The sequence below is a fragment of the Microbulbifer variabilis genome (assembly GCF_020524905.1).
In the GTDB taxonomy this organism is placed as follows: Bacteria; Pseudomonadota; Gammaproteobacteria; order Pseudomonadales; family Cellvibrionaceae; genus Microbulbifer; species Microbulbifer variabilis_A.
The window spans coordinates 54,710-68,460 of the sequence record NZ_JAIVKI010000009.1; the positions used below are offsets into that span (position 1 = coordinate 54,710).

At 51.3% G+C, this 13,751-nt stretch carries 10 protein-coding genes; 6 read left to right on the forward strand and 4 right to left on the reverse strand.

The window, feature by feature from the left end; genetic code table 11:
* Positions 1–187 precede the first annotated feature (187 nt).
* Together LC073_RS11730 and LC073_RS11735 are read right to left on the reverse strand one after the other, a co-directional pair.
* On the reverse strand, positions 188–2,548 hold the full coding sequence (locus LC073_RS11730) for a bifunctional serine/threonine-protein kinase/formylglycine-generating enzyme family protein (protein ID WP_226647247.1): 2,361 nt from the start codon (positions 2,546–2,548) through the stop codon (positions 188–190).
* Positions 2,549–2,565: 17 nt separating this feature from the next.
* Complete coding sequence (locus LC073_RS11735; protein ID WP_226647249.1) at positions 2,566–3,498, reverse strand: PP2C family protein-serine/threonine phosphatase; 933 nt, start codon at positions 3,496–3,498, stop codon at positions 2,566–2,568.
* 327 nt (positions 3,499–3,825) lie between these two features.
* Here LC073_RS11735 and LC073_RS11740 point away from each other — a divergent pair, with 327 nt between their 5' ends.
* Positions 3,826–4,707, forward strand: a complete 882-nt coding sequence (locus LC073_RS11740; protein ID WP_226647251.1) for an FHA domain-containing protein — start codon at positions 3,826–3,828, stop codon at positions 4,705–4,707.
* A complete protein-coding gene (locus LC073_RS11745; RefSeq protein ID WP_226647253.1) occupies positions 4,704–4,961 on the forward strand; it encodes a glutaredoxin family protein in 258 nt (85 codons plus the stop codon). The genes LC073_RS11740 and LC073_RS11745 overlap by 4 nt, the downstream gene beginning before the upstream one ends.
* Before the next feature lie 140 nt (positions 4,962–5,101).
* Here the strand turns inward: LC073_RS11745 and LC073_RS11750 are convergent, their stop codons facing one another.
* Entirely contained in the window at positions 5,102–7,105 is a 2,004-nt protein-coding gene (locus LC073_RS11750; RefSeq protein WP_226647255.1) for a transglycosylase SLT domain-containing protein, read from the reverse strand.
* A 163-nt stretch (positions 7,106–7,268) separates the two neighbouring features.
* Here LC073_RS11750 and LC073_RS11755 point away from each other — a divergent pair, with 163 nt between their 5' ends.
* The gene (locus LC073_RS11755) at positions 7,269–9,134 is read left to right on the forward strand and encodes an ATP-binding cassette domain-containing protein (protein WP_226647257.1); all 1,866 of its coding nucleotides are present in this window, start codon (positions 7,269–7,271) and stop codon (positions 9,132–9,134) included.
* A 62-nt stretch (positions 9,135–9,196) separates the two neighbouring features.
* Here LC073_RS11755 and LC073_RS11760 read toward each other — a convergent pair whose 3' ends face one another.
* Entirely contained in the window at positions 9,197–9,640 is a 444-nt protein-coding gene (locus LC073_RS11760; protein WP_226647259.1) for a universal stress protein, read from the reverse strand.
* A 146-nt stretch (positions 9,641–9,786) separates the two neighbouring features.
* Between LC073_RS11760 and LC073_RS11765 the strand changes: the two genes are divergently transcribed.
* The 3 genes from LC073_RS11765 to LC073_RS11775 all read left to right on the forward strand — a co-directional run bounded on the left by LC073_RS11765 (position 9,787) and on the right by LC073_RS11775 (position 13,699).
* On the forward strand, positions 9,787–10,311 hold the full coding sequence (locus LC073_RS11765; protein WP_226647261.1) for a hypothetical protein: 525 nt from the start codon (positions 9,787–9,789) through the stop codon (positions 10,309–10,311).
* A gap of 214 nt (positions 10,312–10,525) precedes the next feature.
* Positions 10,526–13,210: a type I DNA topoisomerase gene (topA, locus tag LC073_RS11770; RefSeq protein WP_226647263.1), complete on the forward strand. Its 2,685-nt coding sequence runs from the start codon at positions 10,526–10,528 to the stop codon at positions 13,208–13,210.
* The gene (locus LC073_RS11775; protein WP_226647265.1) at positions 13,211–13,699 is read left to right on the forward strand and encodes a DUF6586 family protein; all 489 of its coding nucleotides are present in this window, start codon (positions 13,211–13,213) and stop codon (positions 13,697–13,699) included.
* Positions 13,700–13,751 lie beyond the last annotated feature (52 nt).

The following is a 13,751-nucleotide window of genomic DNA, read 5'->3' on the forward strand; positions in this document are numbered from 1 at the left end:
CTAGCCTGGGAAATTTTTGAAGCAGCGGAATAATGTGGCACAAGGATGTGTCATGGCTGCTGATTTCTATTGCCTCAGATTAAAATATCTATTGCAGTTTGCCACTACTTGAATGCTTTGGCTCTGGTAGTAAAAAGATGACGGCAGTGGTTTGGCGAGATTCTCAGTTTTTTAACTTAATTGGGAATCAATCAAGTTCCATAACTACGCGCATCCCCACATCCTTGGTACGACTATTTTCATCGAGACCCTTGCGGTATTCGGCTCCAATTCTATTGGAGGGATCCCGCATAGAGCCCCCGCGAACGCTGCGTAACTGACAGTTTTTGAGTTTTACTGGCGAGGAAGTGTTGCGGTTTTTATCGTAGCCGGGTTGGTAGCAGTCCTGTACCCACTCAGCTACATTGCCTGCCGTATCGTATAACCCAAAAGGATTGGCTTGGTAGTTCGCTACTGGCCCGGTTTTGGTAGAAAAAAGACTGTTAAATTGGCTATCGCATCCGCGCCTGCAATTGGCTTTTCCTCTTGCGTCGCTACTTTTCCACCAGAAAGAATGCTCTGTTCCAGAGCGAGCTGCATATTCCCACTCAGCTTCGGTGGGTAGGCGATATTTTCTCCCTGTCTCCTCTGAAAGCCACTGAACATAGTCTTGGGCATCCTGCCAAGAGATATTGATGGCTGGTCTCTCCCCACGGCCCCAGCCCGCATCGCTGGGTTGCTTGGCGCCTGTGGCAAGGACAAAACGATCAAATTCTTCAAAAGTAATTTCGCGAGTTGATATGGCGAAAGCTTTGGGAATATTTACCTCGTGTGTCGGGCGGCTGTTGCTGTGTTTATCACTGCCCATGGTAAATTCCCCCGAATCTACCACGATCATTTGCGGCCCCCGACCACCAGAGGAGAGCTCCGAGCGTATTTTCTTGCCGGCAAAGTAGGCCCTTTGCAGTTTTACCGAAAACTGGAGATCCTGATCTTCAATGCTAATCCAGTGTCGATAATGGCTATAACCGGGTTTACTGACTTCCACATCGTATTGCCCCGGCTCCAGTCGAATGCCGGGTTGATAGCGTGGAGCAATATTCATTATGCGTATGCGCGCATCTTCAGGTTCGGTTGCTACTGTGAATTTAAATGTTGGGATGGCGTTTGTCAGTTTCTCGGAAGTATCAGCAGAGGTTTGAGTTGGTAAATTGGCGGTTACCGGTAATTGAGCTGGCTGACGTGATTGAGGTAGTTTGAGTGAATTACCCAAAGAGATTGCCTGAGGGCTGGCCAGCTCTAGTACTTGTTTTGGCAGTTTTTCTGAAGTTGCGTCTGTTATAGCGGTTTGTTTCTTGTCTACGCTATCGGTCCTGGAAATTGGATTTGTGTGAAGGGCGTTAGCGTCATCTGCTAATGTGATGTTACTCAGTTGGGTTTCTTTGTTGCTCAGTAGACTAAAAACACTCCAACCTAAAACTAGAGTAATTGCGGTAATAGCACTAAAAGCCCACGGACGTTTGTGCTTTGCTGGTTCACTGACCAGTTGCCGTAAGCGCACTAAGGTGTCCTGATCTTTACGTGCAGGCTCTAGTTGCTGGGGATTTCCCTGTCTAATCTGCCAGGCTTTGAGAAAGCTTTCGCGGAGGCTACTGAGCAGAGTAAGGAATAGCGCCCGCGCCAGGCTAGATACACTGACAGAAGTGTTGTTTAACTGGCTGATTTGCTGACTCGGTTTGCCAGCTAAGGTAGCAACCAACTGATCGGCCGCATCGGCAACCTCCAAGCCTCGTTGAAATCTTTTTGTCGGATCTTTGGCCAGGGCACGGTCAATAATTGACTGGTACAGCGCGTGCCGGGCAGGCAGTTTTGGTATTGGGTCGGTCAAGTGCTTGATGGCGATAGCCACTGCTTCCTCGGCTTGGTAGGGAACGACGCCGGCCAGCATTTCATAAAAGACGACGCCAAGGCTGTAGAGGTCAGCACGACCATCTATGGCATTACCCCTGGCCTGTTCGGGACTCATATAATGGGGTGTCCCCACGACCATGCCGCTATTGGTCATTCTCGTGGTATGCGCAACTGCACGAGCTACGCCAAAGTCACTCAACACTGCGGAGCCGTCTTCCCGAAAAAGTATATTTTCCGGTTTCAAATCCCTGTGTACATACCCTTTGCTATGGGAGTGATCCAGGGCCATGGCAATTTGTCGCACTACATTCAGAGCTTCCAGTGGATCCAGTGGTCCTTTGGCGAGCCTTTCCGCAACAGATCCGCCAGACAAATAGTCCATAGCGATATAGTTCAGGCTGCGGTAGCGTCCAATATCGTGGATGCCGACAATATTGGGGTGTGAGAGTTGTCCGACAATATTGGCTTCTCTCTGGAATCGCTCGCTAAAGATTGGGTCGGCATTGAGTACTGGCGACATAACCTTGAGTGCGACTTGACGACCCACACTGCGTTGTATGGCCAGGTATACCGTGGACATGCCACCCTGGTTAATTTTGCGGAGAATACGATAGCCGGGGATTTGCAGCGTGGAGTTGCCACTTTTGACGAGTTCCATGGTGTACTTTCGCCTTGTTAAAGCAGTTGGGATAACCCGCCTGCCAGTGCGGCAACAGTCCCGCAAGCGGCAAGTAAAATCAGAAACAAGCGCCAGAGGCTATTATTGCGGCTTGTGCCGACAGTATCGCTTTGCGAGGTGTTCTCGGGAATTTGCTTCGAGATGTTTGGGGGAGAGGCGATGGTTGGGGCTTCGATAATTTGAACGGTAATGTTGTCTTTGCCGCCGGCGTCGAGGGCTGCGTTGACGAGAAGTTCGACTGTTTGGTGATTGCTGATATTTTCTGAAATGATTCGGTTTATTTTTTCGCTGGGTATTTCAGAACTAAGGCCATCGCTGCAAAGTAGAATTTTCTGTCCGGCGCTCCAACGGTAAGATACTCGATCAACTTCGAGCTTTGGGTTGGTGCTGCCGCCAATACATCGGGTAATCACGTGGCGATTGGGGTGGCTTGCGGCTTCTTCTGAGTTGATAGCCCCAGAATCCATCAGCATTTGAACATAGGAGTGGTCACTGGTTAGCTGACTGAGTTCCCCATTTTTATCGCCAGGTGTCCACAGGTAAGCCCGACTATCTCCAACCCAATAGATATGATAGTAATCACCTTCCTCGGCAAGCACCACCGCGGTGGATCCCATATTGGCAGTGCTTTGCTCATCGCCAAGGAGTAGGGCGTGGGCTTTTTGTAGTGCCCTTTCATAGTGGCGGTCGGTTGCAGCACACTGCTGAATCTCCTCGACGACAGTCTGGCTGGCAATTTCACCGGCGTGGTGGCCTCCCAAACCATCGGCGACAACCCAGATGCCCTTTGCTTCATCGGCCCAATAGGCATCTTCGTTCTGCTCGCGCCGATAACCGGGATGAGTGGCGCCAGCGCTACGTGTAGCACTTGGGGTGCGTTGAACTACTTCGCTGTGCCGCGATACTTCGCGTACTTTGGCTTCACTCACTGGCGTGCAACTACCTGTTATGGTTTCTCATCGTAACTGACGGTGATAGCCGTTTCGGCAAAAGCCCGTCTTTTCCCTGTCGAGCTGCAAGTGTACTTTACCCAACGACACCTGTGGCAGCAGAATAGGCCATCCTTGCCTGAGCAGGATATTAGACCTTTGCGCCATTGTAAGCTGCAAACCCAATCACACGCTAATGATATTGCCCGTGTTAAACTCGGCGCTATCTTCAATCTGCAAATTTTTTCAGGTTATACAGTTAATTGGGACTCCCACCTTATTTAGGATGCCCCATATTCAATCTCCTTAGGGTGAGGAGCGCGATCAATGCTCAAACTTTGTGATGTAAATGACTCGGGCCAAAGTATTTGGCTGGTGGCTCCCGGTGTAACGGTGGGGCGTGATCAGGGTTGCGATCTGTGTATACCGGATGACTCTATCGCGAAGTTGCATTTGAAGATTGCAATTAAAGGGGATCAACTGACCCTGGGAAATGTTTCCGGTGGTTCTCAGGTGCTGGTTAACGGTAAGTCGGTCGCCTCAGCCTGTCATTTAAAACTAAATGATCGGGTAACAATCGGTTCCCGAACGCTGCAAATTGTCGATCCCAAGGTGACGAAGCTCAGTTCAAGCAAGGCTAAAAATGTTGCCTGGGCACTGCGGGCAAATCACAAGGCTATAGCTGGAAAAGTATTTCCTGTTAAAGGTGGGGCAGTGGTAGGGCGCTCTGACGAGTGCGATATCACTTTTTCACTTTCGCATCTCTCGCGCCGTCATGCGCGGATGGAAGTACGTGAGGGATTGCTGTTCGTGATTGACCTCGGCTCGGCCAATGGAACTTTCGTCAATGGTCGACGGATTACGGAGAGTCGTGTGCGACGGGGAGATGAGTTACGGTTTGATTCGTTGAGTTTTTCCGTTGTTGGTCCTGCCGATGACCTCGATCGCACTGCAGTGCGTCCGGCAATCTCTTCACATTTAATGAAATCCTCACGGCTTGTCTCAGGCGAAACCGCTGCTGAAGATGTCACGCAACGCTCCTTCGCGGTCCCTATGGGTGAACAGCGGGAGGAGGCACCAAATATGGCGGAGTCTTTGGCAGGGGAATCCAAACCCAATTTTTCCATGAAAGCGATGGGGCTAGCTGTTTTATTAATCGCTAGTATTGCCGGTTATTTTTGGTTAAAAACTCTGGGGGTATTTTCATGAATGCCCCTCGAGAGTTGCTGCTGTATACCACCCTCGGATGTAGCCTATGCGAAAAAGCCAAGCTGGAAATATGGCCTTTGCTAGAACAGTTTGGATTGCGCTTGCGGGAGGTGGATATTGCCGAGGATGACGGTTTATTCGAGCGTTTTAGCTTACTGATTCCCGTGGTGGGGTTGGGTGATCCTGAAGATACTTGTGCCTGGCCTTTCGAGCAATCACAACTGAAAGCCTGGCTGGCAAAACGGATCAGCTAAATAGGCACCCTTGAATTATTAAGAAGCCTCTCTTCTGCCTGAAGCCCTCACTTGAAAGGGCTTCAGAGTGAATCTGGTATTCCGCTAGAACGAGCCAAATTAAGGCTGCAAAAGGCATCGTTACACTTCACTAGAGATCTCTAAAGTTTATTGCTTTCCTCATTTGCTCGAAGTAGCTGTAGCTTAGTGCCGCTTCGATAGGCATAAATTACCGTATAGGCGAGTACATTCTGTACATAATTTCTGGTTTCACTATAGGGAATGGTCTCAATCCAGACATCGTGGGGAAGCCGTTGACGGGTCTCCTTTAGCCACTTGGCAACCCGTGTTGGTCCTGCGTTATAAGCTGCTGCGGCCAGGAAGCGGTTGTTATCGAAGCGGTTTAACAGGGTGCTCAGATAAAAGCTGCCCAGAGCGATGTTGGTTTTTGGGCTGAGCAGATCCCAGCTGCGCCGATAGTGGACTCCGGCACGTTTTGCCGTTGCGCGGGCCGTTGAGGGTAGCAATTGCATAAGGCCCAAAGCACCTGACCTTGATTTTGCATCGTGGCTAAAGTGGCTTTCCTGGCGAGCGATCGCAAAAATCATATAGGGCTCTAAAGCGGTACTCTGTCGTCCAACCTGCTCACTTACGCTTTCTACTATGTTGGCAAAGGCCAGTGGAAAGCGGAGCTCCAGATCATCCAGATAGTCCGCCGCAAGAACCGACTGTATGGATTTGTGATACCAACCCCAGGCGCTGGCTACTTTTCCAGCAGCTAAAAGCTCCCCGTGATCCATATCCCGAGTGGCATAACTCCATTCCCTGCGGGCATGGAACAACTCGCCAATGGCCTGAAGCTCACGGGCTCTTTGCAAATCGGCACGCTGGGCCATCTGCTGTACTTGTACTGGTGTGATTGGAGCTGGCCGGTCCACGAAACTGTAGTTTTGCCCTAGGGCATCGGCGGCGAGAAAACCGTAATAGCTGCGTTCGCGTGCGGCTTTCCGATAGAGTAGGGAGGCCGCACCAGATTGAGTTTTGCCGTAGATCTCTTCGAGTGAGCGAGCTTTCCAATAGAGCCAGCGGTCACGCTGTTGTAGTTCTGGGGGAAGTCGGTCTATCCAGAAGGCAACTTGTTCCCAGTCGAGTTCGCGTAAAGATTGTCTTGCCAGCCATTCTATTGAATATCCATCATCAATGGTGTGATTCTTGGTCAGCTGCAATAATCCCTGGATATTGTCTTGCCGAGCAAATTGTCGCGCCAAGTGGCGAAGCATTTCAACCTGCTCAACATCGCTGAAGAGGAGGCTGGCACTATAGCGCTGCCATGCCTGCTCGGCGACTGTGGCGTCTTCTCGGGCCAAGCGATGTAGTCCATGTAGGATAATTTCCCTATTTTGCTCGGGCGCCTGAAGAAAGCGAGAGTAGTTGAGAAGGAGTTTGGGGGATTTATGCACCTCCCTCAGCACGGTGGCTCTCTGCACATTGGCCGCGTCCATCTTTCTGGCGATATAAGAGGCTAGCTCCAGGTTGCCCTCCTTTAGCGCGAGCAGGTGGCGGGCCCAGGTTTTCTCCTGGGTGAGGCCGCCATGGCGCATCCAGTGTGCAAAAACCGGGTCGCACTCTTCGGCCTGGGAGTGGCCGACGAGCCACAGTTCAGTGGTAACTCGATCGGCTTTTTCCTTGCTGCCATGGCGAAACAGAGCATCGGCATAATAACAACGAAGTACCGAGTTACTGTGTTTTTCAGGTTGATAGTATTTCAGGTAGTTTCTGAATTGGTTCTGCTGTCCCAGCTCTCTAAGCAACCTAATACGCATCCAGTCGCCTATAGCGGTTCCTTGGTTCTCTTCAAGAAAAAGGTCAATCTCTTTAAGAGGTAATTGGCGCATTTTTCTACTGAGTGCCCAGTAGTCCAGGTAAGGGGTCAGGGGATATTCGGTTAATTTGGCTCTCAACTGTTTTAGTTGTTTTTTGTCGCCGTGTTTGATGGCGAGTCTGGCTTGTTGCAACAACTGACGCTGGCTGGATGTTTCTAAAGATGACTCCTCTTGTTGAGTCAATTCCTTTGCGGGTTCCAGTGGTGCTGCCTGGGCGCCGAGGCAGGCCCAGATTAGCAGGGGAGCGAATAACTGGGGGAGTCCCCTTGTGCTAACTGACATGACAGTAACCCCGATATTGAGTCTGTTCGCGCAAGTTTATGAGACGGCTTGGCAAAAAAGCGTAAAATAGCGAATTTTTCACAGGACCCGAAGCGGCAATTTTCGTTTCATTCATCTTTCTAACGAGAATGTTAACCGGGTCTGTTAATTGTAGTGCCTAATTATGTTGCTTCTATTGGATGGGGTCAGTCTGCGTTACGGGGCCCAGATTCTTGCTGATAATGCCAGTGCAAAAATTGAGCGGGGTGATCGTATTTGTCTTGTGGGGCGCAATGGGGAGGGTAAGTCCAGCCTATTGCGCCTGATTGCCGGGCAGGTGGACCCTGATGCAGGGGAGATCGTTCGCGCTAGTGGGATGGTTATGGCAACTCTTGAACAGGAGCTGCCCGCGGACTGCCTCGATTCCGTTTATCGCTATGTGGCCGAGGGGTTAGGGCCTATAGGGAAGGTATTGGCCAGCTATCGGCAAAACCCCACGGCTGAGTTGCAGACCAAAATTGAAGCGGAGCACGGCTGGGATTTCCTACCCAGAGTCGACAGTGTGCTCGATCGTCTTGGATTGAATCCGGATGAATTGGTGGCCGATCTCTCTGGTGGCTGGCAACGCCGCGCAGCCCTTGCCCGGGCATTGGTTACAGAACCCGATTTGCTTATTCTCGATGAGCCAACCAACCATCTGGATATCGCCGCAGTGGAGTGGCTGGAAGGTTTTCTTGATACTTTTAGAGGCGCATTATTATTCGTCAGTCACGACCGTGCCCTGGCGCAGCGTTTGTCCCGCACAGTGTGGGATCTGGACCGGGGATACCTGCGTGTTTTTCGCTGCCAATTTGAGCGTTACCAGGAAGAAAAGGAAAAGCTTTTAGAAGAAGAAGCTCGAAATGAGGCGCTATTCGATAAAAAGCTAGCTCAGGAGGAGACCTGGATTCGTCAGGGAATCAAAGCACGGCGCACCCGCAACGAAGGGCGTGTACGCGCTTTGCAGGGGCTCAGGCGCCAGCGGGAAGCGCGTCGTACGCAGCAAGGTATTGCCAGGATGTCTCTCGATAGTGGTGAAGTGTCCGGTAAGCTGGTGGCCGAGCTTAGCAATGTTACCTTTGCCTACCCCAATGAAGCTCCCCTAATTCGCGACCTTTCCTTTACCTTGATGCGCGGTGACAAGGTGGGGTTGATTGGCCCCAATGGTGTCGGCAAAAGCACCCTGATTCGTGTGCTGCTTGGAGATCTCCAGCCGCAGTCCGGGAATGTCCGTTTGGGCACCAAGCAACAGGTTGCCTACTTTGATCAGCGTAGAGACCAGCTTAACCCTGAACTCACTGTGTTGGACAATGTTGCCGAGGGACGTGACTCAGTCACCATTGGAGGAAAAAGCCGCCATATTATGTCCTATTTGTCGGACTTTCTCTTTAGCGGTTTGAAGGCGCGCACCAAGGTCGGTGCCTTGAGCGGCGGTGAACGCAACAGGGCCCTTCTGGCAAAATTGTTCAGTCAGCCGGCCAATATTCTGGTGCTCGATGAGCCGACAAATGACCTGGATGTGGAAACCCTGGAGCTGCTTGAGCAATTGCTGTTGGAGTTCAGTGGCACAGTGTTATTAGTCAGCCATGATCGCGCTTTTCTCGACAATGTTGTGGACTCGTGCCTGGCTTTCGAGGGGGATGGACGCATCCGTGAGTATGTCGGGGGTTATGCCGACTTTATTCGCCAAGGAGGCAGTTTTGAGCAGGAGTCGAAGGAGGAAAAAGGCCCTGGTGCTAAGGTAAAATCCAAGCCAATCGAATCGGATAAACCCCAGGCTAAGAAAAAGAAGCTTAGCTATAAATTGCAGCGTGAACTGGATAGCCTGCCGGCTCTGATCGAGCAGCTTGAGGGGGAAATTGGTGCTATTGAGGCCGAGATGGCCGATCCTGCTTTTTATCAGCAGGAGCAAACCCATGTGCAGAATCGATTGAATCTACTGGCTGAGAAGCAAGCCCAATTAGAGACCGCTTATGATCGTTGGTCGGAGTTGGAAGGGGGCGATGAATAAGGCCTGTGTCATCAAGAGAAGTGGTGCTTAGCGCCACTTCTCTTGTCTTGTTGAAGAGGAGCTTACTCCTCCTCTACATATACTCTTACGGCTAAAACATCGCACTTGGCGCCGTGAAGAACGCCATTAGATGTAGAGCCTAGAAGCAACGCCAGCCCGTGGCGCCCATGGCTACCAATTACGATAAGGTCTACATCCAAATCTTTGGCTAAGCGGTGTATCTCCGTGGATGGCTGACCCAAAATAACATGCTGGCGCTCTACAGGGATATTTAGTGGAAGAGCCGCTTTATGCAGTTGTTCCTTGGCCTGTCTTTGCAACTGGTCTTGCACCTCCGACAAATCCATGGGGATGTCTCCTCCATAGGCAAATGTCAGGGGTTCTATCGCATGCATTAAACTAATTTCTGCATTGAATGCTTCAGCGAGAGTCGCTGCTTTTTCTAAAACTTGTGAGGACTCTTCCGAGAGGTCCAACCCTACCAAAATTCGTTGATATTTCGCCATAGTCCATTAACTCCTGTCTTTTATTTTTGCCCTGTGGGGCCTCCTGCGACAGCCATTTTCAGTCTACCGTAAAAAAAACTGTTTGACATCGATCATATAGGGCGCCGCAGAATAGGCCGCTTTTTTAACCATCATAAGGAACCGTCATGTCCGAGTGGCTACCGGTAATTATTATTGGCTTTGCTATTGCCCTGGTACTAGGGCCTGTGATGTGGCTGAAGCCCAATCAACGCGATAGCCGCCTGGCGGATTTACGTGGCCGCGCCGCCAAGGCGGGCATTACCGTACAAATCCAGACCTTACCCGCAGCATTGGGGGAGGGGAATGCGGCGGTATATTACTATCGATGGGATGACCGAAAGCGCCTGCAGATTGGTTGGGCACTACAGCGCCAGCGGATTACACATGAAATGAACTTTGCCGGCAATTGGGATTGGAGTAATAGTGTCAAGGCGCCTCAGGCGGCTTGGCAGTACTTGCATCAGTTGCTGGATAGTTTGCCGTCAGGTTGCTGTGCGATTATCGCTACCGATGTCGGGTTGGGAGTGCAGTGGCAAGAGAACGGTGGGGTAAAGGCTTTTTCACAGTTGTCTGACAGCTTGGCGGAATACACACCATTAATAGAGGAAGCAGTGCGCAGAGCCAGTCCAATCAAGCTCTCTGAAGACTAGGGCGGTAGGCGTTTTAGAAGGTTGCCCAGATAGGGGAAAATGTCACAATTTTGTCCCTTTCTGGGGGTGAATTTTGGCGAATCGACAGCAAAATTTGTCAGCTTTGCTTGACCGCGCCCCTAGTGGAGCTTATATATTCGCGCAGCGCAGGCCCGAACTTCGGGCCTGAAATGCTTCGGAAAGCAGTAAATTTTTCATTTGAAATCAAAGGCTTATGGGTAAATCACTGGTCATCGTCGAATCGCCGGCCAAAGCGAAAACCATCAATAAATATCTCGGCAAGGACTTTGTGGTTAAGTCCAGCGTCGGTCATATTCGCGATTTGCCAACTGGTGGCGGCAACAAACAGCCTGTTGATGCGAAGGAGCGGGCAAGGCGTGCGGCAGAGACCCGTAAACTTTCCCCTGAGGCGAAAGAGGCCTACAAGCGAAAGAAAAATCGCGAGCAACTGATCAAGCGAATGGGTATCGACCCAGACAACGGTTGGCAGGCTCACTATGAAATCCTTCCGGGGAAAGAGAAAGTGGTCAGCGAGCTGCAGAAGCTTGCCGAAAGTGCCGATCACATTTACCTGGCAACGGACTTGGACCGCGAGGGAGAGGCGATTGCCTGGCACTTGCGCGAAGCGATTGGTGGTAATGATGAGCGTTACCGCCGGGTAGTTTTCAATGAGATTACCAAATCGGCGATTCAAGAGGCATTCAAAGACCCCGGTCGCCTGAATATCAATCGGGTTCATGCGCAGCAGGCCCGTCGCTTCCTCGATCGCATCGTGGGCTATATGGTATCCCCGCTGTTGTGGGAAAAGGTTGCTCGCGGACTTTCCGCTGGTCGGGTGCAATCGGTAGCCGTACGGTTGGTGGTTGAACGCGAACGTGAAATCCGCGCCTTTATCCCGGAAGAGTACTGGACGCTCTTCGCCGATACCGCCACGAGCAAAGCGAACAATCTGCGCCTTGAGGTTAAAAAGCAGGCTGGAGAAGCTTTCCGCCCCACCAATGAAGTCGATGCGAAAAGCGCGGTTAAATTGTTGCAGGGCAGTGAGTTTGTTGTCAGTGGCCGTGACGACAAACCTACGAGCTCCAAGCCAGGGGCTCCCTTTATTACTTCGACACTACAGCAGGCGGCAAGTAATCGCCTCGGCTTTAGTGTTAAGAAAACCATGACCCTGGCCCAGCGTTTGTATGAGGCTGGTCATATTACCTATATGCGTACCGACTCGACTAATTTGAGCAAAGAAGCAGTAGAGTCTGTACGGCAATATATTGGTGAGAATTTCGGCGATAAGTATTTACCGGAAACGCCAAATAGCTATAGCAGCAAGGAGGGGGCTCAGGAAGCTCACGAGGCAATTCGCCCCTCCGATGTACGTGTTGCTCCAAATATGCTTTCCGGTATGGAGCGCGATGCGGAGCGGCTCTATAACCTGATCTGGCAACAGTTTGTCGCCTGTCAGATGACCCCGGCGAAATACACTTCAACGTCTATTGTGGTGAGTGCCGGTGAATTTGAGTTGCGTGCTCGCGGCCGGGTCATCCGCTTTGATGGCTTTCTTAAGGTTGCGCCTCCGGCGGGTAAGAAAGATGAGGATCTAGTACTGCCTGATGTGAAGGTGGGTGAAAAACTCTCATTGCAGCAGCTAGACCCGAAACAGCACTTTACTAAGCCGCCGGCTCGTTTCAGTGAGGCCGCCCTGGTAAAAGAGCTGGAGAAGCGCGGTATTGGCCGGCCTTCCACCTATGCCTCGATTATTTCCACAATTCAGGATCGTGGTTATGTGCGGCTTGAAAACCGCCGTTTTTATGCGGAAAAAATGGGTGATATTGTCACCGACCGCCTCAGTGAAAGTTTTAAAAACCTGATGGACTACGGTTTTACCGCAAGCCTGGAGGAATCCCTGGATGCGGTCGCCGACGGCGATAAAGGCTGGAAGCAGCTGCTTGATGAGTTTTATCAGGACTTCTCTTCTCGACTGGAAAAAGCCCAATCCAGTGATGCGGGTATGCGCCGCAACACGCCGACGGATACGGACATTGAATGCAGTAAGTGCGGCCGCCATATGCAAATTCGCACGGGCTCTACCGGTGTTTTCCTCGGTTGCTCCGGTTATGCGTTGCCTCCGAAGGAGCGCTGTACCAATACAATGAACCTGGTTTCCGGTGATGAGGCGATAGACGCAGATAAGGATGAGGATGCGGAAACTCGCCAACTGCGTGAGAAGCGCCGTTGTCCCAAGTGCGGTACGGCGATGGATAGCTATCTGCTCGATGAGCATCGCAAACTGCATATCTGCGGTAACAATCCAGACTGTAATGGGTACGAGGTGGAGCAGGGCACGTTCAAAATCAAGGGTTACGACGGCCCGATTATTGAGTGCGATAAATGCGGTAGTGATATGCAGCTGAAGTCTGGCCGCTTTGGTAAATATTTTGGCTGCACTAATGAAGCTTGTAAGAACACCCGCAAGTTGTTGAAAAATGGTCAGCCTGCACCACCGAAGATGGACCCGGTGCCTATGCCTGAGCTGGCTTGCCAGAAGGTCGAGGACCATTACATTCTCCGTGATGGCGCCTCCGGGTTGTTCCTGGCTGCCAGTCAGTTCCCGAAAAATCGTGAGACCCGAGCACCGCTGGTAAAAGAGCTGCTCCCTCACCAAAGTGAGATTGATTCGAAGTACAGTTTTTTGTTCTCGGCACCTGCACAGGATGATCAGGGGCGTGATACGGTGGTTCGCTTTAGTCGCAAGACCCAAGAGCAGTACGTTCAGTCCGAGGAGGATGGCAAGGCGACGGGTTGGAAGGCTTTCTATCGGGACGGCAGCTGGAAGGTCGAGGCAGCAGGTAAGGTCACTACGGCTAAGAAAAAGCCTGCAACGAAGAAAGTGGCGGCAAGAAAGTAAATGAGTAATCCCTATACCGGTTTGGTTACTTCCGCTCTTCGCAAGAGTCAGCTGCTTGCCACAAGTAGTTTTGACTCTTCTATTCAGCGAATGGCTCTTGAGGAAGGCGCCCTGTTGCAATTGTGGAAAGCTTACCGGGCCTTCCTGGCTGAGCTTTCACACCAGTTGCAACTGGGGTTTGAGCCTGAGTCCCTACAGGTTATTGTGGACAGCCTGCATAGCCAGGGGAAAGCCAGTACTGAAGTCAGGGAATTGCAGTTGTTGGTCTCGGAGCCGGGGAGTTGGCTGAGCGAGTTTTTACGCGCATGGAATCAACTCTTACGGCTACCTCCGCTTGCGGAAGGGAAGGAGCAGAGCGGCAATCTTATTCCGGCCCATAATGTTGCTGGCCCTGAACCAGTTAATCTTTCCTTCGAAACGCTGCTCAAATGGCACGCTGCACTAAGTGAATTGGTACGCAGGCAGCGTGCCAACCTTGAGGAGTGCTGAGGGCTCCTCGCTACCCACCTGTCTATCTGTTTGCACCCACTGAAACTTCTAA